Consider the following 19,837-nt stretch of genomic DNA (forward strand, 5'->3'; position numbering starts at 1 on the left):
GCTGCCGGCAGGCAGCCTCCGAGCGTCCCACCGCCGAGGCGATCTCGTCGAATCCGAAGGCGAACACCTCGCGCAGTACGAACACCGAACGTTCCAGCGGGCTGAGCCGCTCCAGGAGCAGCAGCGCCGCCATAGACACGGAGTCGGCCAGCTCCGCCGCCCGGGCCGGATCCTGGTACGGATCGTGGAGAAGGGGTTCGGGCAGCCACGGTCCGACGTACTTCTCCCGTCGTACGCGGGCGGAGCGGAGCACGTCGATCGCGATCCGGGTCACGGTGGCCGACAGGAACGACTTGACCGACACCGGCCGGGTTGTCGAGGCGTCGAAGCGCAGCCAGGTCTCCTGCACCGCGTCCTCGGCCTCGGCGACGCTGCCCAGGATCCGGTAGGCGATCGAGAACAGCAGCGGCCTGAGCTCCTCGAACTCCTCGACCTTGGTCACGTGTTGTCCCTTTCGTGCTTTCCCGCCCCGAGCCGGAGTCGCCGACGCGGGGAACGTGTCGTGATCATCGGGTCGGTCGCGGAACCGGGCAACCCCCCGCTCCGTGCCTTGTGGCCGCCCCTGTCCCTGGAACGGGCGCCGCGCTCAGTGGAACTGGCCGACCCGGTAGTCGCCGGCGGGCTGCTGGGTGATGATGTTCAGCCGGTTCACCGTGTTCATGAACGAGACGAGGAGAACGAGGGCGGTGAGCTGTTCCTCGTCGTAGTGCTCGGCGACCCGCCCCCACACCTCGTCGCTGACCCCGCCGGCCCCGTCCGCGACCCGCGTCGCTTGCTCGGCCAGCTCCAGCGCCGCTCGCTCGGCTCCGGTGAAGACCGTCGCCTCGCGCCAGGCCGCGACCAGGGCGAGCCGCACCGCCGACTCGCCGGCGGCCGCGGCCTCCTTGGTGTGCATGTCGAGGCAGACCGCGCAGCCGTTGATCTGGCTCACCCGCAGGGCCACCAGTTCCTGGAGGGCGGCGGGCAGCGACGATTCCTTGAGCGCCTTGCCCGCCGCCATGAAGTGCTTGAGGGCCTTGCCGGCGGCTGGGGCGGCGAAGTAGTTCAGTCGCGCGTCCATCGTGTGCTCCTCCGTGCTCGTCAGTGGCTTCGTCCCCCGAGACGAGGCAGCGCCCGTCCCTGTGACACGACGGGATGTGACCCGCGTCTCTCCACCGGCCGCACTCGGGGATGTCACAGGGGGTGCTGCTGCCTCGTCTCGGGTGCGGAAGGACCTCGATCAGGGAGTCGATGATGAACGTCGCGCTGTGGATCACCGCCGGTCTGCTGGCCGCTGTCTGCCTGGCCGGCAGCGCCAAGATGTTTGTGGCACAGGAGAAGCTGGCCGCCCTGGGCGGCGCAGCCACTCAATGGGCCCACGATGTCAGCCCCACCGCCCTCAAGGCCATCGGCGCCGTCGAGCTCCTCGCCGCGATCGGGCTGGTCCTGCCCGCGGTGCTCGACATCGCGCCGGTCCTGGTGCCGCTGGCTGCCACCGGGCTCGTCCTGCTCTTCATCGGCGCGCTCACCGTGCGGCTCCGCCGGGGCGAGAGAGCGACGATCGCGGGCGATCTGGTCTACCTCGTGCTGGCTGCCTTCGTCGCCTGGGGCCGCTTCGGCCCCGAGTCCTTCACCGGCTGATCGTGAAGCGGTCCACGCCCCGGGCGGGCGAGCCGGCAGGAGACGCATGACGCACCGCGTCGTCGTCGGCTCCGGCCGTGCCGGGGCCCACCGGCCGGGAACCCGGTCCCGCGGGCTGTACCCGGCGGTCACCGGGGATCACCGTGTTCCACGCCGAGCCGGACTTCACCGGGCGGACGCGGCTGCACCGGTCGGCCCGGCAGGGGCGCGGCTGAGCGCACCGCGCCGCTGCTCGGGGCGGGGTCAGCCGGAGTACCGGGCCTCGAAGACACGGAAGGACTGTTCCTGCTGCCATTCCAGACGGGCCTTCGGGCTGGCTGCCAGCAGGCGGGCGCAGCGGGCCGAATACGCGGCGCGGCACTCCTCGACCGGTCGGAAACCCTTTCGCACAGGGTCGGGACGCCACAGGCTGCGGCCCGGCAGGAAGGCGTATTCCAGGGAGGCCCGGGCCAGGTCCTTCAGCTCGGGGTAGCCGAGTCCGTAGGTGCGGGCCGCGCGGCTGTACTCCTGGCCGATGTCACCGCGCGAGACCCCGGGGTCGTCGGTGGACAGCACCACCGGGACGCCGTACTTCCGGTAGACCGGGAACGGGTGCTCGTCCCCCTCGACCTGGAGGATCTGCGCGTTGCTGGTGAGCGGCACCTCGACGGCGATCCGGCGGCGTGCCATATCGCGGGCCAGACGCCGCCAGTCGTCCTCGTGGACGAGGTCGACGCCGTGGCCGATGCGTTCGGCCTGTCCGGTGCGTACGGCGTCGTCGATGTGGAAGGTGAGATCCTCCGGCTTCACCAGGCCGGGGACGAGCTCGCCGGCGTGCAGGGTGATGTGGGCGCGCGGGTAGACACCGTGCAGGTAGGTCAGCATCCGCATGTGAAGGCGGTAGTCCCGCAGGGAGATCTCGCCGTCCTCCGGCTGGACCAGGTTCACCGCGACGAAGCGCTCGTCCCGCTCGGCGAGGCGCAGCCCGAGCGCGATCTGGGTGAAGACCCGTTCCGGAGCGCTGTTGCGTGAGACCTGGGAGATCCAGCGGACGGTGACGCGGCATGCGGGGCCCGGCCGTGCACTCCCGCAGCGCGCGGTCTCGCGGAACTCCGCGTCCGCCGTGTCCGCCTCCCGCTCGGCGTCGGTGATCAGCTGATCGAGCCGGCCACCGGCGAGCAGCTTGCGGTGCATGGCGGCCAGGTCCGCGTCCCAGCCGACGTCGGCCGCCAGCTTCCTGGCCCCCGCGGACGCGGGGCTGACCATCGTCTCCAGGTACGACTGGTTCTGCGCCGCCGCGGTGCCCGCCACGTCGGCCAGCATCTTGCCGCGATGCGACGTCGCGGCGCCGAACTTCCCGAACGTCGCGAAGAAGTGGTCGTGTCCCGACTCGCCCCGCGGGAAGTCCTGCATCGACCAGGCTCTGACGATCTCCTGCCGGAAGCCGGTGTCCGTCAGGGCGTCGGCGGCCGGCCGTGTGCCTGCGGCGCACGGAGGCGCGACTGCCGTCATCGTGGCGTCGATGCACAGTCCGTCTTCGGCGGCGAGCTGGATGAGGTACTCGGTCCGTACCGCACCGGAGAGGTGATTGTGCAGGTCCCCTCCCTTGGGCAGATCCCGGAAGAAGCGTTCGGCCGCGTCCGGGTGCGCGTCCAGCCAGGCGGCGGTGCGGCTCTCGGCGGCGGTCGTCGGCCGGGGAGTGGGCGGCACGCCCGAGGCGGCTCCGGCCGGTGTGGCGGGCAGCGAGGTGGCGAGGGCGGTCGCGGCGAGCCCTGCGGCCGTCAACAACCGGCGGGTGCGCGATGAGCGGTGTACGGATTTCACGATCACGTCACGCATGATCACGAGAAGCGGCTCTCGACACCTCGCACAGCGGGGACTGTGCCCCGTAAACCATCCGTCCGAGCGACATGGCCCGGCTCAGACGCGAGTGAGGCCGAGCGACATGGCCCGGTGCTCAGACGCGGGTGAGAACTCTGCGCTCAAGGGCAGTACCAGCGGCAGAAGGACGAAGTTCCCCCAGCGGTCAGTCTTTTCCCTCGTCCGTGGCCCGGGCCAGCAGGTCGCGCAGCAGCTGCTCGTCGCCCGGTGGGAGCGCCGTCACGAAACTGGCGAGGACTGCCTCCCTGTCGGCTTCCGCGTCCAGCAGCTTCCGCATGCGCAGGGCGGCGAGACCCGCCTCGTCGGCGGTCGGCGTCCACTCGAAGGACCGGCCCGCCCGCTCACGCGAGACCGCCCCCTTCGCATGCAGCCGGGTCAGGACGGTGATGACGGTCGTGTAGGCGAGATCGCCCCCGAGCCGCTCCCGCACCCAGGCGGTGTTCACCGGCCCCGGCGCCTCGCGCAGCGCCGCCAGCACCTGGGCCTCCAACTCGCCCTGGCCCCGCCGGCGGGGCGGCTGTCGAGGAGTGCCGCTCCGGTTCTGGCCCGTCATGCCGACTCCCTCCCGTCCCTCCGGCCCGCGCAGCTGACGCTGGAGCGGGCATCGTACTGAGCGAGGGACATCCGCCGTCGGCCGCCGTTCCCCTGCGGCCACAGGCTCGACATCAGGTTCGGTTCCTCGGGCACACGTTCATGCTCCCCAGTGCGAGCCGCCCGAGCACCTGTCCATGTACCTGGCGGGGATGACGAGACGTACCTCAAGAACCGGGGAGCCGACCGCTGATGAACGATCCGCACCCGGACAACCGCCCACGACCGGAACGGGACAACCGCCCACGACCGGGCGTGAGCAGAGCGAGACCGGTCACTCCAGCACCCTCGGCTGCGGCTTCGGATCGGCGGAAGTTCGCTGCTCGCCCCGTCCGGTTCCGTCGTGGAGGGCCGCCGGCCCCCTCGGCGTCAGTCGCCCGGCCGCCAGTCCGGTCGCCGCCCGCTCATGCCGACGGCCCGGTCCAGCAGCGGCGCGTCGTCCGGCACCGTGACCGGCGGGCCGAAGATCCCGTCGCGCAGGGAGTCGTCGCCCGACGGCTTCACCATCTCGTAGGAGACTGCCGCACTCGCCTCACCGGGGTCGTACCCCTGACCCGTCGCCCGCGCGAGGTCCCAGCCGTGGAGCACCAGCTCGTTCAGGGCGACGCGCCCGGCGACCTCCCCCGGCAGGTCCACCCCGCCGGCCTGGGTCATGCCCTCCCACGCCGACGGCTGCCGCCAGGCCTCCGCCAGCTCGTCCAGCCGCTGGGGCAGCACGGTGCGCCACTTCTCATCGAGCACCGGGAGCGAGCTGCCGGGATCGGTGCCCGTCGTCGGGCCGAAGTCCTTGCGCGCCGCGTCGCGGAACGCGAGCGACAGGCCGTCGAGGTGCGCCAGCAGCTCGCGCACCGAGTAGTCGGGGCAGGGCGTCGGAGCGCCCAGCTCTTCGTCACCGATCGCGTCGAGCAATCGGGCCACGGCGCGGGCGGCGGGGGTGAGGTCGGGCATGGGTGTCGCGTCTGAAGTGTTCATACAGGGGTGACTGTCCGCGCGGCCGGAACTCATCGCCGGCCCCGGAGCCCTCGCCTGCGGAGGTGATCGCTCGCCCGATCGGGCTAACACCCGGCCCGGAAGGATCTCCGGCGCCGCCCGCCCTCATACGCTCCACAAGTGACTCGTACGAACGCCTTGAACACCGGCCGCGACGACTTCCTCACCTGGGTGTCCCAGGAAAGAGGCGCGGCGCTGCCCGTGCGCACCACCGACGCGGTGCTGACGATGCTCGCGCTGCGCGGCGCGGAACGCAGGGCGGGCGTGCCCGAGCCCACGCCGCAGCTGGTCCGGCAGGTCCTGCACGAGGATCTGCCGCAGCTGCTCTACGCGGGGGACGAGGAACTGGACGCCGTGCCGGTCGTCCTCACCGCCCTGGCCGACCGCGTACGGTCCGCGGGCCGCCTCAACGCCAAACGCCACGCGAAGCTGGTCGCCGCCGTCGAGGAGGCCGTCCCCGAGTTCCGCCGCGCCATGGCCGACCCGCTGAACCTGACCTGGCCCCGCTGGTACGCGTCGCTCCTGACCGCCGACGGCGTGGACCACGACGACGCCGACGCCGTACGGGCCTGGCTCGACGCGCACGAGAGCACGCCACACGCGGACCGGCCCGCCCTCCCCGAGCCGCTGCACCGCTCGGACCTCGCCGACCGGACCTTCTCCGTACGCGCCCGGCTCACCGAGGCGCTGCTCGAGGCCTTCGCCCGCGACACCCGCGCGGCGTCACCGGCCGGCCCGCTGCTGCCCGCGCCTCCACTCGATGCCGAACGTCCTGACGACGCGCTCACCGGCGAACTGGACCACATCGCGGCCGAGTTGACCGACCGGTGGACCGCGGCCGGGCTCGAAGGGGCACTGACCGGGCCGCACGCCTCCCTCGCGCCCGGCCCGGAGGCCGTGCCGCACGCGTCCCTCGCCGACCACATGCTCGACGAACACCTCGACTACTACGGCGACTCCGCCGTCCCGCTGCCACCCCCGGCCGCCGTCCCCGCACCGGACGAGATCCAGGGCCTGCTGCACGCCGCGCCCCTGCCCGCCGCCCTGGCCTCGGGAGACTTCGACGACGAACTGCGCGAGGTCTCGGAGCGCTGCGGGCTCCCCGGTCCCGCCTCCGACGTATGGACCGGCGGCACTCCTCAGGAACTGCTCGAACTCGCCGCCGACATCCTGGCCGCGCAGGCCGAACGACTGCCGCCGGTCACGGGCCCCGACGACGCGTACTCGTTCGACGCCGCACACATCCTCTACTCGCTCTACGAACGCGGCAGCACCCCCGACTCGGTGGCCCGCAAGATCTGCGACGCCAAGGACGACGGTGTGGCACCCGAACTGGAGGACGCGCCCGCCCCCGTCCCGGGCAGCGCCCCGGCCGCGTACGAGACCCCGTCGCCCGAGGAGCTCTCCGCGCTGCTCGGGATGCCCGGCCGCACAGAGGAGGACCGGGCCGAGATCGACGCCCCCGCGAAGGGACTGGCGGCCGTGGTCGACCAACTGGCCCTGACCGGCTGCGTCTTCCGCACGGGCGACACCTACGGGCTCACCCCCCTCGGCGCGGCCGCCATGCGCCACGTGATCACGGTCGGTCATGTGGCCGCCCCCGACCAGGAGACCGTCGCCGGCTGGGACGCGGCACAGACCGTCGCGGCGGTCCGGCACTGGCCCACCCAACTCGCCGCCTCCGCCCTCGCCGCTTTCGCGGACCGGCGCGGGGGCACGGACCAGGCCTGGGGCGAACTCCTCGACGCGGTCGCCGCGGCCAGGTCCGAGGACGCCAACGCCGCGCGCACGGCCGAGTACTTCGCGCAGCTCGACCGCGCGGGCGTCCCCACCACCGCCCTGCGCGCCGCGCTCGGCGACCCGGTGACCGGCGACGCCGCCCGACGGCTGCTGCTGGCCCGTGGCGAGAGCGTCCCTGAGGAAGCGGTCCCGCTCGGCGCACGCGCCACAGTGCTCGTCGAGGAGCTGGACCAGCGCTGGATCGACGACATGCTCGTCCATGTGAAGCGCCGTGACGACTCCGGCGACAGCGGCATCCCGGGACCGGCCGACATCCCGCCCACGACCCTGCTCCCCGCCTTCGACGCGGCGGCCGCCGCCTGGCCGGGCGGCGCTACCGCCCTGGTGGAGGCTCTCGCCGCCGTCGATCCCGCCACCTCGCTGCGCGTCCTCGACAGCCTGCACACCCACCACCCGGAACGTGCGGTGGCGGCCGCGGCGGGCCATGCGCGGAAGTCCGCGCAGCGCGCGTTGTCCGGCCGGCGCTGACCCCCGGCCGGCTGCGGATGCTCCGGACGCGGTGGATAGGTTGGCCGGAGGCCCACCGTCCGAGGAGATGCCCGTGTCCGCCCGCCCCTGCCTGCTGTTCGTGACCGACCTCGCCTATCCGGCAAGGGGACGGCGCTACTGCGACGAGGACATCTTTCTCACGTCCCGCCTGCGCGAGGACTTCCGTCTGGCGCTGTGCCATCCGCTGGACGCGGCGGAGTTGATGGACGCCTTCGACGCGGTCGTCGTCCGCAACAGCGGCCCCGTGCTCCACTACCAGAAGGAGTACGAGGCGTTCCGCGAGCGGGCCACTGCGACGGGCATCCGCGTGTACAACCCGCTCGACGGCCGGGGCGACATGGCGGGCAAGCAGTATCTGCTGGACCTCACGGTGGCCGGTCACCCCGTGATCCCCACCGTCGACCGGCCGCAGCACCTCGCGCGGCTGCCGGAGGCCGACGAGTACGCGGTGAAGCCGAAGGCGGGGGCCGACTCCATAGGCCTCGACTTCGTCCCGCGCCAGGACCTCGCCAAACTCGCCGCACGCGGTGACCTGCTCGTCCAGCCCAGGGTGGACTTCCGGTACGAGGTGTCCTTCTACTTCGTCGACGACGCCTTCCAATACGCGCTGTACGCCCCCGATCCCGGGCAGCGGTGGGTCCTCGAGCCGTACGCGCCCACCGAGGCGGATCTGCGCTTCGCGAAGCGGTTCGTCGACTGGAACACGCTCGACCACGGCATACAGCGCGTCGACGCCTGCCGTACGAGGACGGGCGAACTGCTCCTGGTCGAGCTGGAGGACCTCAACCCGTTCCTGTCCCTCGATCTCCTGCCCGAGGCTGTGCGGGACGCGTTCGTCACCGCGATGAAGGAGTCCCTGCACCGCTTCCTGGACCGGCCGGCGCCACCACCACGCTGACGCCGGCCATCCGCCGTCGAGGGCGCTGTGGGCTCCCGGCCGCCCGGCGGCGCGCACGCAGCCGGAGGGGCAGCCGGACACCAGCGCCGCGGCCTCGCGCCGTGCGCGCCGCAGCCAGTCCGCACGCTGCCGCTCCGTCGAGTCGGTGACCGTACGGAGGACCACCCGCCGTACGTCGTCGACACCGACGTACGGCAGCACGCAGGCGGCCCAGACACGCTGCAACGGGTCCCCGAACTCGCCCTCCTCCCGGTCGGCCGGGGTGTCCGAGGTGTTCAGCACGAGCGCCCTGCCCGCGCTCAGCAGGCCGACGGGCTCGCCGTCGGCGCTGCCGAGCTTGTACGCGACACCGGGCACCAGCACGCGCTGCACCCAGCCGGTGAGGACGGCCGGCGGCATGCCCCACCAGTTGGGATGGACGAAGACCAGCGCGTCGAGCGAGGCCACTTCCGCTCGGTGCAGGGCCACTTGGGGATCAGGCGCCTCGTCCGACGCCCGGACCGTCTCCGTCTCGCCGGCGCTCAGCACCGGCGGGAAGCCCTCGGCGCACAGGTCGTGGGCGAGCACTTCGGCCCCGTGGGCCCGCAGTTCGGCGACGACCGCGTCGAAGAGGGCGTGGTTGAAGCTGCCCGGTCGCGGATGCGCGAGATAGACCCCGATGCGCATGTGCGTGAATCCCCCCGGATCGATGCGGGCCGGTGCCTGCCACTCGGCCGCCTTGGCATCGGATCGTAGGCCCCCGACCGGCGTTCGTCGCTGGAAGGATGTCATCAGCCGGCTGGCAGGTCGGTGTGGTTGGTGCGGGCGATCGGACGGTCTCGACGCCGGGTCAATGGGCGATAGGTGCAACCCAGTCGCATTCGCGTGCCCGGAGCTGCAGCCGTGGTGAGACGCGGCAGCGGCCGGCGAGTCGGGCGAGAGGCACGACCCTCACCATCATCTTGCGATTTTCGCAACGAATCAGTACGGTAAATGAATGGACGAGACTGTGAGCGACCGCGTACGCAGGGTCATGGAAGCAGCCTCAGTGAGCCAGGCTGCCTTCGCCGAGAGCGTGCGGCTCACGCCCGACAAACTTTCAAAGAGCCTGAGCGGTGTTCGACGCTTCACCTCACTCGATCTCGCCCTGATCGCCGAGGCAGGCGGCACCACGGTCGACTGGCTGCTCACCGGGCGTGCCCCGTCCCAGCCGTCGTTCGCCGCGCGAACAACTGACGAGAGCGTGCCCGAGCGGGACAAGGTGGACCAGGTCGCCCAGCGCTACACCGCCGCGTACGAGGTGCTGGAGCTGCTCGGCCGGCTCCCGAAGCTGCCGGCTCTCCCGGGCATCCGTGCGGACCTGGCCCTGCACATCGATCAGGGTCGGCAACTCGCCGAGGACGCGGCCCGGGGCCTCGCGGCCACAGGGGAGTGGGCAACGGGACGCGAGACCGACGCGCTGATCGCGGCATGTGCCAAGGCGTACGGCGTGGACGTGGCGATCACGGCGTTGCCCGACGGGGTGAACGGAGTGACCTGGCAGACCGACACCTTCCGGCTGGTCCTCGTCAGTCCGAGCAGTGTCTGGACACGGCAGCGCTTCACCCTGGCGCACGAACTCGGACACATCCTCGCCAGGGACGCGCAGGACCCGAGGGTCGAGAAGCGGATCCGGCCGGGCAGGGTGAAGGATCTGACTGAGGTCCGAGCGAACGCGTTCGCTTCGCATCTGCTGATGCCGGCTACCGAACTCGAGAAGCGCTTCAAGCAAGTTGTTGCCGCCGACGGGCAACTCGGCAGGGACGCCTTCGCACACCTTGTGGTCGAGTTCAAGGTGTCACCGAGCGCATTGGCTGTGCGGCTGGGGCAACTAGGGCTGATCGACAAGGACGTTCGGGACCGCCTCAGAGTCCTCACCGCGGAGACGTGCCACTTGATGGCGGGAGCTGCCGCCGAGTTCCAGCGGCAACTGGCGTGGGCGGAGGCCCGGCAGTTCCCCGCTCGCATTGCGGATCAGCTCTTCAGCGGTTACACGGCCGGAGAGACCACGCTTCGGCCACTGGCCTCGCTCCTCGACGTGCACGTGGACTGGCTGCACGACGTACTCGAGCCGGAACAGAAGGGTGCAACCGATGCTCCGGCATCCGACCTCGACGCGAAGGACCCGGTCTTCAATCCATGAGGCTCTGCTGGTTCCCGGACAACACGGTCCTCTGCAATTTCGCTGCCGTCGATCGTCTCCCGCTTCTGGAAGCGGTGCTCGACGGGCGAGGCCGCTGGACGCAGGCCGTGGCCTACGAAGCCGAGCAGTCGAGCCGTCATCATCCGCCGCTGCGTGGGATATCGGAGGATGGGTGGCTCAGGGATCCCATCGAGATCACTGACTCCCGTGAGCTGAACGAGGTCGAGCGGGTCCGCAGAGCAGTGTTCGGCGGTGTGGCTTCGCAGCCGCTGAAGCACCTCGGCGAGGCGGAGACGTGCGTACTGATCACCATGCGCCCTGAGTTACGGGACTCGGTGTGGATCACCGACGACCGGTCCGCCGGCACCTACGCCCGTCGCAGAGACATCACGACCAAGGAGACGTACGACCTTGTGAACGAAGCCGTGGTCGGTGGGCTGATCAGCCCTGGCGATGGTCACGGACTGTTGGAGGCGATGGTGGCAGCGGGCCGTCATCTGCATCGTGTGTCCCGGCGGCCTTCGGATCTCCAACAGTAGGCCGTCACCAGGGCCCCGACGCAAAGGGCCGTGTGTCGTGTTCGTGGCGGCACCAAGCTTGTGAAGCACTGGCTGCGGTTCAGGGGCGGTATGCGCCACCGTCCGGTCACGGCTCCAGCGGCCGGTACTCGAAGTCCCCCCACAGCGGCCGGGTGTCGGGCAGCGGGGTGCGGGCCTCGCCGTCGTCCGGCGCCCAGATCCGGGCCGCGCCGGACCCTGACGAATCGAGGGGCTGCCATCCGGGATCGCTGGTCGACGCGAACGCCGCCCAGGCCGAGAGCATGCGCCGCGACAGGGCGTCGTCCGCCGGGGAGGGCGGGCCCCCGATGAGGAACTCCACTGCCGCCAGGCCGTGGTTGCCGAACACCAAGGGCACATCGGCGCAGTGCCAGGCGAGCACCTCGCCCCGCGGGCCGCTGCGCCGCCGGTCGAAGCGGGACACGAACGCCCGGCCGCCCGCCCGTGCGTGCGCCTCGCCCAGTCTGCTGCTGTACTCGGCGAACAGCAGGTCGCCGAAGACCGAGAGGTACACGTCGAGCACCGGCGCGTCGTCCGGCAGGAGGGCCCGGTAGCGGTCCGGCAGGTCGTCCGGCAGTCCGAAATGGGCCGCGAACCGTTTCAGCCCGTCCCAGGTCGTGACCTTCGCGCTGCTGCTGACCGCGTCCATCAGCCAGTACTCCTGCGTGGTGTGGCAGACAAGCAGGTCCACATCCCTCCCGGCCCCCGCGGCCACGGCGGCGAGCGGGTCCGCCGGCAGCACGTCACCGTCGGCGACCGGAGCGTAGAGCACCGGGTCGTAGTGGAGGTGCCCCGACGCGGGGTCGCGACGGTAGGCGTCCGCGACCGCGTCGGAGGCGGCGACCAGGGCCTCCGGCGGTGTCGCGGCCAGGGCCGCGGCCGTCGCCGGGACGCCCGCCGCTGCCGCGACCCGCGCGGTGATCTCCCGCGCGAGCTTGGCCGACCAGCACGGGCCGACCGCGCTGTGCGCGATCGCACGGCGGAACAGCCCCCGGGCCCGGTCCATCACCATCAGAGCGGCCACAGAGGTCGCGCCGGCGGACTGGCCGGCCGCCGTGACGTTGTCCGGGTCGCCACCGAACGCGGCGATGTTCTCGCGCACCCACCACAGCGCCGCGACCTGGTCGAGCAGCCCGCGGTTGTCCGGATGACGCGTGCCGCCCCCGTCCGCCGGTACGTGCCCGAAGCCCTCGAACCCCAGCCGGTAGTTGACCGTCACCACGACCAGCCCGCCGTCGCGTGCCAGGGCCGTCCCGTCGAAGTCGGGCTGCGCCGACGACCCGAAGGTGTACGCCCCGCCGTGGATCCACACCAGCACCGGCAGCGAGGCCGCACCCGCCGGCGCCCACACGTTGAGCGTCAGGACGTCCTCGTCACCGGGCGACCACGACGGGGATCCCGGCAGCTCGGCCGACTGCGGGGACACGGGCCCGAAACGCGTGCAGTCCCGCACCTCCGTCCAGGGCTCGGCGGGCAGCGGCTCCCGGAACCGCGCCGCCCCGAAAGGAGGAGCGGCGTACGGGATCCCGAGCACGGCCACCACGTCGTCCGCGACCCGGCGCCCGCGCACAGGCCCGTCGTTCGTCCGGAACACCACCACGGAAACGCAACCCCCATCTCGCCGTCGAGCCGCCCGCGGTCCCGGGCCGGCTCCCGCAGGCCAGCATCCCAGCGCACCGGCCGCGGGCACCAACACCAAGATCACAGCGATTGACGCAGCCGCGATGTCGATCCCGGCGGACCTGGGAGCCGGCCGGGGAACAAGACTGCCCCGCCCGGTAGTTCCGACGATCATGACGACGAAGAACGAAGTCCTGCGCTACACCGCATTCTCCGGCGACCCCGAGGGCGGCAATCCCGCCGGGGTCGTCCTGGACGCCGCGGGACTGGACGACGCCGGGATGCTCGCCATCGCCGCGGCGGTCGGGTACAGCGAGTCCGCGTTCGTGACCGCGCCGCCCGAAGGGCTCGGGGGCGAGCCGGGCAGGGTGTTCACCATCCGCTACTTCAGCCCCAAGGCCGAGGTGCCGTTCTGCGGGCATGCCACCGTCGCCACCGCCGTCGCACTCGGCGAGCGGATCGGGCCCGGCGACCTCGTGTTCGCGACCCGCGCCGGGACGGTCCCCGTGACCGTGACCGAGGAGGACGGCGCACTGCGGGCGACGCTGACCACGGTCGAGCCGCACAGCGAGGAGATCGCGGACGCGGACGTCGCGGAGGCGCTGGCCGCGCTGGACTGGCCGGCCGCCGACCTGGATCCCGCGCTGCCGCCGCGTATCGCCTTCGCGGGCGCCCGGCACCTGGTGCTCGGCGCCGCGACCCGGGCACGGCTGGCGGACCTTGCGTACGACTTCGACCGCCTCGAGGCGCTGATGCGCCGTCTCGACCTGACCACGGTCCAGCTGGTGTGGCGGGAGTCGGAGACCGTCTTCCACGTACGCGACCCGTTCCCGGTCGGCGGCGTCGTCGAGGACCCGGCGACGGGCGCGGCGGCAGGCGCGTTCGGCGCGTACGCCCGCGAGCTGGGCCTGGTCCCCGAGGCGTCGGTGCTCACCCTCCACCAAGGCGCGGACATGGGACGCCCCGGTCTGCTGACCGTGGAACTGCGCGCGGGCGACAAGCGGGTACGGGTGTCGGGGGCCGGCACACGGATCGCCTGACGCGGCCACGGATGCGGCGCGGCGTGCGGGGGCGCTGCCCGGCGGATCGCGCCTGGCACGGACCGATCCCGCCTCGCGGTGGGCGCTGCCCGGCGGACCTCGCCCTCGCGGAGGCGCTGCCCGCCCGGCCGGCCCCCTCGCCGGGGCGCCGGACCGCGCGGCGTGATCGCCGTGACGCCGTGCGGCGCCCCCGTCGCGCAGGTCACCCCGCGGTCGGGGTCCAGTCGCCGAGCCATTCCGCGTGCTCCTGCCCGGCCGCCTGGGCGTCGGTCAGGTGGGGGCGATTCGTGCCGGCCGGCCCGGACCCGGGGCCGGTGTTCCGGTATTCGGCGAAACGGCCGTCCTTCCAGGAGAAACCGCCCATGTCCGTCCACGGCGCGGTCCGCACCGCGCTGCTGAGACTGGAGTCGCGGACCGTGGTCTGCGGGTCGAGCGTGGCGTCGCCGCCGGCGTGCCACGGGCGGCCGAGGTGGAAGCTGCCCGCGGACACGTCGCCGTTCACGGTGGAGCGGGTGATGAGGAACCCGTTGCGGTGCGCGGGGGTGCTCGGCGCCGTGACGTAGCCGGCGGAGGTCCCGTTCCACCGCTTCTTGAGTGTGATGACGGACCGGTCGATCACGGCGGTCGCGCGGCCGAAGATGAAGTCCACGTTGCCGATGACGTAGGAGTTGGACATGTGGACCCGGCCGAGGGCTTCCTTGGAACGGGTGTCCAGCAGCAGGGTGTCCTGGTCGCCGCTCACGATGATGCTGTCGAGGACGACGCGGTCGGCGGCGGTGCGCAGGGCAACCGCCTGGTGTCCGTTCAGGTGCTGGTTCTTCGCCTCGTCGAAGTCGTTGGAGACGGTGAGGTTGCGGGCCTGGAAGTCGTCGGCCTCCACGGCGACGGTGGCGCTGCCGCTGGTGCCGTAGGTGCCTGAGCCGTCCGGCTTCGGCGTGCCGGCGGCGTTCCCGTGGATGATGACGGTGTCCTTGCGGCTCGCGCCCGTCCCCTGGATCGTGATGTGGGGCTTGTCGGCGGGAACCTTGACCGTCTCGCGGTAGGTGCCGGGTTTCACATTGATCACCACGCGGGCGGTGTTGCCCGCCGCGACGGCGTCGACGGCCTTCTGCACGCTCGTGTACTGGCCGGTGCCGTCCTTGGCGACCGTGAGGGTGCCCGCGGCGGCCGGGGCGTTGGCCGCCGTTCCGATGGCCGCCCTCGGTCCTGCCCCCGACCTCAGCAGCGCGGGAACGTCCGTCGCCCGGTCGAGTGTGTAGTCGTAGTACGCCCGGGGGTCGAACGCCGTGCCGCCGCTCTCGTTGCGGCCGCTCGTGCCGGAGAAGACGTTGCCGCGCTGGACGACGGCGGCCGTGCTGTCCTTGGTGACCGGGTTCCGCATGCCCTGGAAGTAGCTGTTCTCCAGGACCATCCGGGTCCTGCCGCGGGCGTAGTTGCCGTACGAGGTCGTGATGTCCGTGCCGGGTACGTCCTGGAGGTAGTTGTTGTAGAGGTGGGCGTGGGCCACGTTGTCGGTGGACGGGTTGCGCTGCTCGGTCTCGAGGAACCAGTTGTGGTGGATCGTGAGGTCGGCGGTGACGTTCTCCGTCCAGCCGATGCCGAACGTCTTGTTGTTGTCGCTCAGCCTGTTCCAGGACACCGTCACGTACGTGGTGTCCTTGCGGCTGTCGATCAGGCCGTCGGCCATGTGACGCAGGTCGTTGTGATCGATCCAGACGTGGTGCGCGCCATCCATCTGGATGGCGTCCCAGTCGTTCTCCTTGTCGTTCCATGTGCCGTGGTACGAGTCCCGGATGGTCAGGTTCCGGATGATCACGTTGTGGACGCCCTGTCCGAGGAAGAAGCCGCCTCCGACGATGTGGCCCGAGGTGCCGGAGCCGACGATCGTTTTGTCGGAGGCGACCTTGATCTCCTTGCCCTTGGGGTTCATGGCGATCGTGCCGGCGACCACGATGACGTAGGGCTCGGCCGCGGTCGCGTACTTCTCCAGGTCCGCCTGCGTCCGTACGGTGACGGTCCTGCCGTCCCGCCCGCCGTACGTCCCCTTCTGGCCCAGCGCGTGGACCGACGCGAAACCGTCGGCGACGTCATCGGTCCACGCGGCGGTGCCCGCCGCCGCGGCTTCCTGCCGGACGTCCTGCCCGAGGATTCCGACGTCCGTCCCGTACGCCAGACCCACCGCCGCGGTCAGGGCCAGTGGGACACCGACCCGCAGCGCCCTTCTTCCGCGGCGGTGCCGCGCCTTGCCGACTGTCCCACTCATGCGTCGTTCCCGTTCTGCGTGGGGGTCGCCCCTCTTTTGGTAGGGGCATGCCAAGCAGTTGCCGCCGCAGGCCGGAAAGGTTGCCGGCCGGAGGCGGTCGGAACGAGGCGGTCGGAACGAGGCGGTCGGAACGAGGCGGTCGGAACGAGGCGGTCGGAACGAGGCGGTCGGAACGACGCGGTCAGAACGACGTCTCGCGCACGCTCGCCCGGTCGGAGGGCTCGGTCGTGGCGGTGATCTCCGAGCGGTGGCGGGCGGCCGAGAAGGTCGCCGTCAGCGTCTGGGGCGCGGTCTGCGACGTGCTGACCGTGAAGCCCTCGTTCGGCACGGCCGAGATGAGGCACACACCGCCGCTGCCGTAGCGCACGGTCGCCTTGCCGCCCTGGGAGGAGATCGTGTGCACACCCGAGCCGCCCTCCTCGCAGCCCTGGCCGTTGTCCGGGGGCGCGGCGGGTTCTTCCTCCCGCGGGGGCGGCGTCGTGCGCGCCGCCGGCGTCGGCGTCGCCGTACGCGGCTTCTCGGTCGTCGGGGACGGCGACGGCGACCGCGTGCGCACGCTCGGCGTCGGCTCGGGGCTGGGCGAGGGGGAGGGGCCGGCCGCGGGGGAGGACGACCGGGGCGACGCCGCGAAGTCCCTGGGCGCGGACTGCGCGACCGGTGCCGTCGGTCTGGTCGAACCCACCACGAAATGGACCGTGAGCATCACGGCCGTGACACTGGCCGCGGTGCACGACAGCCAGATGAGCAGATAACGCGGAAGGCGGGACACGACACCATACTGACGGACCGGCTAACGTGCCTGCTCATGGCCTCCGTACTTGTCGTCGAGGACGACCCTGTCATCCGGGCCGCGCTCATCGAGGTCCTCACCGGACACGGGTACGCGGTGAAGACCGCCCACCAGGGCTTCGAGGCGCTGCGCGAAGTGACCCAGTGCCCGCCCGACATCGTGGTGCTCGACCTCGGGCTGCCCGACCTGGACGGGCTCGACGTCCTGCGGATGATCCGGGGCATATCCCGGGTGCCCGTCCTGGTCGCCACCGCCCGCGACGACGACACGGAGACCATCAGGCTGCTCAACGCGGGGGCCGACGACTACATGGTCAAGCCGTTCTCCGGCGGCCAGTTGGCCGCCCGGCTGGCGGCCGTGCTGCGCCGGTCCGGGCCGGCCGTGGAGGCGGCCGACCGGCAGCCCGTCGTCCAGGTCGGCGAGCTGCGGATCGACCCTCGGGCCCGCACCGCCCACCTCGCCGGGCGTGAGCTTGCTCTCACCCGCCGGGAGTTCGATCTTCTCGCGTATCTGGCGGCACACGCGGACCAGGTGATGTCCCGCAAGCGGATCCTCGCCGAGGTGTGGCAGCAGCCGTATCTGGAGGACCAGACCGTGGACGTCCATCTCTCCGCTCTCCGCAGGAAATTGGGCGAAAAGGCGTCGCACCCCCGATACCTCCACACAGTGCGAGGAATCGGTATAAAACTGGTCAGCTCGCCCTCATGAGACGCGCACTCGCCGGGATCGCGCTGGCCGTGACGTCGATGGTCGCGCTGTCCTTCCTCATCCCCCTCGCCCTGCTGGTCCGCGAGCAGGCCCGCGACCGGGTGACCACCGCCGCCGAACAGCGGGCGTCCGCCCTGTCGCCCGTCCTCGCCCTCACCACCCGCCGGAGTGACGTCCAGCAGGCCGTCGCGGAGCTGGACTCCCACGACCGGCTGGCCGTACGGCTCCCGGACGGCGGGTTCGTCGGCACCCCGCACGCCCCGCGGGAAGCGCTCGACCGGGCGGTGCGCAGCCGGGGCACGCTGGCCATGGACACCGCGGAGGGATGGGTCTACCTCCAGCCCGTCGTCCTGCCGGGGGACCGGGTCGCCGTCGTCGAGGCGTATGTGCCGGCCGCGGAGCTGACCCGCGGGGTGGCGGCCTCCTGGGGTGTGATGTCGCTGCTGGCCCTGGGGCTGGTGGGCGGCTCCGTGCTCGTCGCCGACCGGCTGGGCGCCCGGGTCGTCCGGTCCTCGCAGAGCCTGAAACGCGCCTCGCTGGCGCTCGGCTCCGGCGACCTGGACGTGCGGGTGGAACCGGACGGTCCGCCGGAACTCCAGGACGCCGGCGCGGCGTTCAACACCATGGCCGACCGTGTCGTGGAACTGCTCGCCATCGAACGCGAGATGGTCGCCGACCTCTCGCACCGTCTGCGCACCCCGCTGACCGCCCTGTACCTCGAGGCGGACCTCATGGGCCCGTCGGCGGGAGCCCGCCGGATCACCGCGGCCGTCTCCCAGCTCGAGAGCGAACTCGACTCGATCATCACCGCCGCCCGTACCCCGTTGGCCGCGAGCCAGGGAAGCGGCCAGGCGCCGATGCGGCCCTGCGAGGTGACGGAGGTCGTCGCGATGCGACTCGACTTCTGGTCGGTGCTCGCCAAGCAGCAGAACCGGATCTGCGAACGCTCCTTCACGCCGCGCCGGACGCCCGTGCGGTTCCTGGAGGACGACCTCGCCGCGGTGGTGGACGCCTTGATCGGCAACGTCTTCCGGCACACCCCGCAGGGCACCGCCTTCGCCGTACGGGTGGAACGCGACGACCGGCAGGTGGTGCTGACCGTGGACGACGCCGGCCCCGGCGTCGCCGATCCGCAGGCGGCCCTCACCCGCGGCGTCGGCGGCGGAGGCGCGGGCAGCACCGGGCTCGGCCTGGACATCGTGGCGCGAGCGGCGCAGGCCGCGGACGGCCACCTGGAGATCACCCGCGCCCCGATGGGCGGCGCGCGGGTGCGGGTGTCCTTCGGGCTGGTGTGAGGGGTCTACGGGCGCATGCGGCTGCCGTCGTGGCTCGACCCTGGCCGATGACGGACGCGGCGCTCCCGCGATGTCCCCGCCGCTGCCTGTGACTTGGGTCAGGGATCCTGAGCGGAACAGGTACCGCGGCCTGTCGCCGGCGGGACAGGATGGGCCGCGTGAGTGACAACGTGCCGCCGATGAACGGGATGCATTCTCGGTGATGCGCCCGCGTGGGCCCGGCCGGGATGCGAAGGGTCGCCGCGCCGGTCTAGCGGCCGGCGCCGAAGTTCTGCGTCCACCACGGGCCGCCGTCGCCGAAGTGGACGCCGACGCCGAGCTCCTTGAACGAGCAGTTCAGTATGTTCGCGCGATGGCCGGGGCTGTTCATCCATGAATTCATCACGGACGCGGCGTCCGCCTGCCCCCTGGCTATGTTCTCGCCCAGCGTCGACCAGACGTATCCGGCGGCCTCGACGCGGCTCGTCATCGTGGAGCCGTCGGGCCCGGTGTGCGACATCACGCCGCTGCGGGCCATGACGTCGCTGTAGTCGTCGGCGGCCTGTGTCAGCTTCGCGTTGGCGGTGAGCGGCGAGCATCCCGCGGACGCGCGCTCCTTGTTGACGAGCGACAGGACCTGGGCCTCGGGGCCGCTCGGATCCGTGCCGCCGGAACCGCCCGATGTGCCGGAACCGGACCCGCCGGAGGAAGAGGCCGGGCGGTCGCCGCCCGTGGGAGCGCCGGTCGCCGTCTGCGTGGTCGTCCGTGGCCGGGGCTTCGTCGTCGACGCCGACGGGCTCGGCGCCCGCTTCGGCGCGGCGGAGGCGGTGACGCTCGGGCTCGGCGAGGCGCTCGCGCTCGCCGAGGGGGAGGGTGACGCGAGGAGCGACGGGCTCGCCGCGGTCTCCTCGCCGCCCGCCTCGGCGGCGTCCCCGGCGGCGTTGGTCTCCACGCGGCTCGCTCCGCCCTCGTCCCCGCCCGTGGCCACAGTGATCCCGACCCCGGCGGTCACGGTGATCACACCGAGGGCCAGTACGGCGCTACGGGCCCGCAGGCCGGTCCTGGGCCGGGCGTGCGAGCGGGCGTTGGGGCGAGCGGCTCGTCGAGAACCCATGCTTACGACACCTCGGAAGGAAGACGGCTGAGCAATCGTGATCCCGGAGGGCGCCGCTGCGC

18 protein-coding genes and 1 pseudogene are annotated in these 19,837 nt (G+C 72.0%); 9 read left to right on the forward strand and 10 right to left on the reverse strand.

Annotated elements, in window-relative coordinates; genetic code table 11:
• Together ACWGH4_RS12570 and ACWGH4_RS12575 are read right to left on the reverse strand one after the other, a co-directional pair.
• Window positions 1-442 (reverse strand): sigma-70 family RNA polymerase sigma factor (locus ACWGH4_RS12570; RefSeq protein ID WP_453459207.1); only part of this gene is annotated, 442 nt, incomplete at its 3' end.
• A 144-nt stretch (window positions 443-586) separates the two neighbouring features.
• Window positions 587-1,060: a carboxymuconolactone decarboxylase family protein gene (locus ACWGH4_RS12575; RefSeq protein ID WP_453459210.1), complete on the reverse strand. Its 474-nt coding sequence runs from the start codon at window positions 1,058-1,060 to the stop codon at window positions 587-589.
• Window positions 1,061-1,233: 173 nt separating this feature from the next.
• On the opposite strand from ACWGH4_RS12575, the gene ACWGH4_RS12580 reads away from it, so the two are divergent.
• The gene (locus ACWGH4_RS12580) at window positions 1,234-1,620 is read left to right on the forward strand and encodes a DoxX family protein (protein ID WP_453459212.1); all 387 of its coding nucleotides are present in this window, start codon (window positions 1,234-1,236) and stop codon (window positions 1,618-1,620) included.
• A gap of 243 nt (window positions 1,621-1,863) precedes the next feature.
• Here the strand turns inward: ACWGH4_RS12580 and ACWGH4_RS12585 are convergent, their stop codons facing one another.
• From ACWGH4_RS12585 to ACWGH4_RS12595, 3 genes are all read right to left on the reverse strand, one after another.
• The gene (locus tag ACWGH4_RS12585) at window positions 1,864-3,438 is read right to left on the reverse strand and encodes an adenosine deaminase family protein (protein WP_453459215.1); all 1,575 of its coding nucleotides are present in this window, start codon (window positions 3,436-3,438) and stop codon (window positions 1,864-1,866) included.
• A gap of 187 nt (window positions 3,439-3,625) precedes the next feature.
• The gene (locus ACWGH4_RS12590) at window positions 3,626-4,033 is read right to left on the reverse strand and encodes a BlaI/MecI/CopY family transcriptional regulator (RefSeq protein WP_453459218.1); all 408 of its coding nucleotides are present in this window, start codon (window positions 4,031-4,033) and stop codon (window positions 3,626-3,628) included.
• A 407-nt stretch (window positions 4,034-4,440) separates the two neighbouring features.
• A complete protein-coding gene (locus tag ACWGH4_RS12595) occupies window positions 4,441-5,043 on the reverse strand; it encodes a TIGR03086 family metal-binding protein (RefSeq protein ID WP_441261475.1) in 603 nt (200 codons plus the stop codon).
• A gap of 138 nt (window positions 5,044-5,181) precedes the next feature.
• Here ACWGH4_RS12595 and ACWGH4_RS12600 point away from each other — a divergent pair, with 138 nt between their 5' ends.
• Together ACWGH4_RS12600 and ACWGH4_RS12605 are read left to right on the forward strand one after the other, a co-directional pair.
• A complete protein-coding gene (locus ACWGH4_RS12600) occupies window positions 5,182-7,329 on the forward strand; it encodes a hypothetical protein (protein ID WP_453459221.1) in 2,148 nt (715 codons plus the stop codon).
• Window positions 7,330-7,396: 67 nt separating this feature from the next.
• Complete coding sequence (locus tag ACWGH4_RS12605) at window positions 7,397-8,248, forward strand: hypothetical protein (protein ID WP_453459224.1); 852 nt, start codon at window positions 7,397-7,399, stop codon at window positions 8,246-8,248.
• Between the two features lie 162 nt (window positions 8,249-8,410).
• Here the strand turns inward: ACWGH4_RS12605 and ACWGH4_RS12610 are convergent.
• Window positions 8,411-9,019: pseudogene (locus tag ACWGH4_RS12610) on the reverse strand (NAD(P)H-dependent oxidoreductase); the annotation flags it as partial.
• Between the two features lie 205 nt (window positions 9,020-9,224).
• Here ACWGH4_RS12610 and ACWGH4_RS12615 point away from each other — a divergent pair.
• Both ACWGH4_RS12615 and ACWGH4_RS12620 read left to right on the forward strand, forming a co-directional pair.
• A complete protein-coding gene (locus ACWGH4_RS12615) occupies window positions 9,225-10,409 on the forward strand; it encodes a helix-turn-helix domain-containing protein (RefSeq protein ID WP_453459227.1) in 1,185 nt (394 codons plus the stop codon).
• A complete protein-coding gene (locus tag ACWGH4_RS12620; RefSeq protein ID WP_453459230.1) occupies window positions 10,406-10,948 on the forward strand; it encodes a hypothetical protein in 543 nt (180 codons plus the stop codon). The genes ACWGH4_RS12615 and ACWGH4_RS12620 overlap by 4 nt, the downstream gene beginning before the upstream one ends.
• Before the next feature lie 106 nt (window positions 10,949-11,054).
• Here ACWGH4_RS12620 and ACWGH4_RS12625 read toward each other — a convergent pair whose 3' ends face one another.
• Window positions 11,055-12,566, reverse strand: coding sequence for a carboxylesterase/lipase family protein (locus tag ACWGH4_RS12625; RefSeq protein WP_453459232.1), 1,512 nt, complete (start codon window positions 12,564-12,566; stop codon window positions 11,055-11,057).
• Window positions 12,567-12,759: 193 nt separating this feature from the next.
• Between ACWGH4_RS12625 and ACWGH4_RS12630 the strand changes: the two genes are divergently transcribed.
• Complete coding sequence (locus tag ACWGH4_RS12630; protein ID WP_453459235.1) at window positions 12,760-13,626, forward strand: PhzF family phenazine biosynthesis protein; 867 nt, start codon at window positions 12,760-12,762, stop codon at window positions 13,624-13,626.
• A gap of 202 nt (window positions 13,627-13,828) precedes the next feature.
• Here ACWGH4_RS12630 and ACWGH4_RS12635 read toward each other — a convergent pair whose 3' ends face one another.
• Both ACWGH4_RS12635 and ACWGH4_RS12640 read right to left on the reverse strand, forming a co-directional pair.
• On the reverse strand, window positions 13,829-15,889 hold the full coding sequence (locus ACWGH4_RS12635) for a pectinesterase family protein (RefSeq protein ID WP_453459237.1): 2,061 nt from the start codon (window positions 15,887-15,889) through the stop codon (window positions 13,829-13,831).
• Window positions 15,890-16,070: 181 nt separating this feature from the next.
• The gene (locus ACWGH4_RS12640) at window positions 16,071-16,292 is read right to left on the reverse strand and encodes a hypothetical protein (RefSeq protein WP_441261483.1); all 222 of its coding nucleotides are present in this window, start codon (window positions 16,290-16,292) and stop codon (window positions 16,071-16,073) included.
• On the opposite strand from ACWGH4_RS12640, the gene ACWGH4_RS12645 reads away from it, so the two are divergent.
• From ACWGH4_RS12645 to ACWGH4_RS12655, 3 genes are read left to right on the forward strand one after another with little or no spacing between them, the layout of a single operon-like run.
• Window positions 16,285-16,641, forward strand: coding sequence for a hypothetical protein (locus tag ACWGH4_RS12645; RefSeq protein WP_453459240.1), 357 nt, complete (start codon window positions 16,285-16,287; stop codon window positions 16,639-16,641). The two genes, ACWGH4_RS12640 and ACWGH4_RS12645, sit on opposite strands and share 8 nt — an antisense overlap.
• 53 nt (window positions 16,642-16,694) lie before the next feature.
• Window positions 16,695-17,387 carry a response regulator transcription factor gene (locus ACWGH4_RS12650; protein WP_453459243.1) on the forward strand — a complete coding sequence of 231 codons (693 nt, stop codon included), beginning with the start codon at window positions 16,695-16,697 and terminating at the stop codon, window positions 17,385-17,387.
• Window positions 17,384-18,682, forward strand: coding sequence for a sensor histidine kinase (locus ACWGH4_RS12655; protein ID WP_453459246.1), 1,299 nt, complete (start codon window positions 17,384-17,386; stop codon window positions 18,680-18,682). The genes ACWGH4_RS12650 and ACWGH4_RS12655 overlap by 4 nt, the downstream gene beginning before the upstream one ends.
• Window positions 18,683-18,932: 250 nt before the next feature.
• Here ACWGH4_RS12655 and ACWGH4_RS12660 read toward each other — a convergent pair whose 3' ends face one another.
• Complete coding sequence (locus tag ACWGH4_RS12660) at window positions 18,933-19,775, reverse strand: CAP domain-containing protein (RefSeq protein ID WP_441261489.1); 843 nt, start codon at window positions 19,773-19,775, stop codon at window positions 18,933-18,935.
• Between the last annotated feature and the right edge of the window lie 62 nt (window positions 19,776-19,837).

This window comes from Streptomyces sp. NPDC054847 (genome assembly GCF_053610925.1).

What these genes read in the sequence shown, in the direction of transcription:
- ACWGH4_RS12575 (WP_453459210.1), bottom strand. Translation starts at nt 1,060, where the DNA reads ATGGACGCGCGACTGAACTACTTCGCCGCCCCAGCCGCCGGCAAGGCC.
- ACWGH4_RS12580 (WP_453459212.1), top strand. Translation starts at nt 1,234, where the DNA reads ATGAACGTCGCGCTGTGGATCACCGCCGGTCTGCTGGCCGCTGTCTGC.
- ACWGH4_RS12585 (WP_453459215.1), bottom strand. Translation starts at nt 3,438, where the DNA reads ATGCGTGACGTGATCGTGAAATCCGTACACCGCTCATCGCGCACCCGC.
- ACWGH4_RS12590 (WP_453459218.1), bottom strand. Translation starts at nt 4,033, where the DNA reads ATGACGGGCCAGAACCGGAGCGGCACTCCTCGACAGCCGCCCCGCCGG.
- ACWGH4_RS12595 (WP_441261475.1), bottom strand. Translation starts at nt 5,043, where the DNA reads ATGAACACTTCAGACGCGACACCCATGCCCGACCTCACCCCCGCCGCC.
- ACWGH4_RS12605 (WP_453459224.1), top strand. Translation starts at nt 7,397, where the DNA reads ATGCCCGTGTCCGCCCGCCCCTGCCTGCTGTTCGTGACCGACCTCGCC.
- ACWGH4_RS12615 (WP_453459227.1), top strand. Translation starts at nt 9,225, where the DNA reads ATGGACGAGACTGTGAGCGACCGCGTACGCAGGGTCATGGAAGCAGCC.
- ACWGH4_RS12620 (WP_453459230.1), top strand. Translation starts at nt 10,406, where the DNA reads ATGAGGCTCTGCTGGTTCCCGGACAACACGGTCCTCTGCAATTTCGCT.
- ACWGH4_RS12630 (WP_453459235.1), top strand. Translation starts at nt 12,760, where the DNA reads ATGACGACGAAGAACGAAGTCCTGCGCTACACCGCATTCTCCGGCGAC.
- ACWGH4_RS12635 (WP_453459237.1), bottom strand. Translation starts at nt 15,889, where the DNA reads ATGAGTGGGACAGTCGGCAAGGCGCGGCACCGCCGCGGAAGAAGGGCG.
- ACWGH4_RS12650 (WP_453459243.1), top strand. Translation starts at nt 16,695, where the DNA reads ATGGCCTCCGTACTTGTCGTCGAGGACGACCCTGTCATCCGGGCCGCG.
- ACWGH4_RS12655 (WP_453459246.1), top strand. Translation starts at nt 17,384, where the DNA reads ATGAGACGCGCACTCGCCGGGATCGCGCTGGCCGTGACGTCGATGGTC.
- ACWGH4_RS12660 (WP_441261489.1), bottom strand. Translation starts at nt 19,775, where the DNA reads ATGGGTTCTCGACGAGCCGCTCGCCCCAACGCCCGCTCGCACGCCCGG.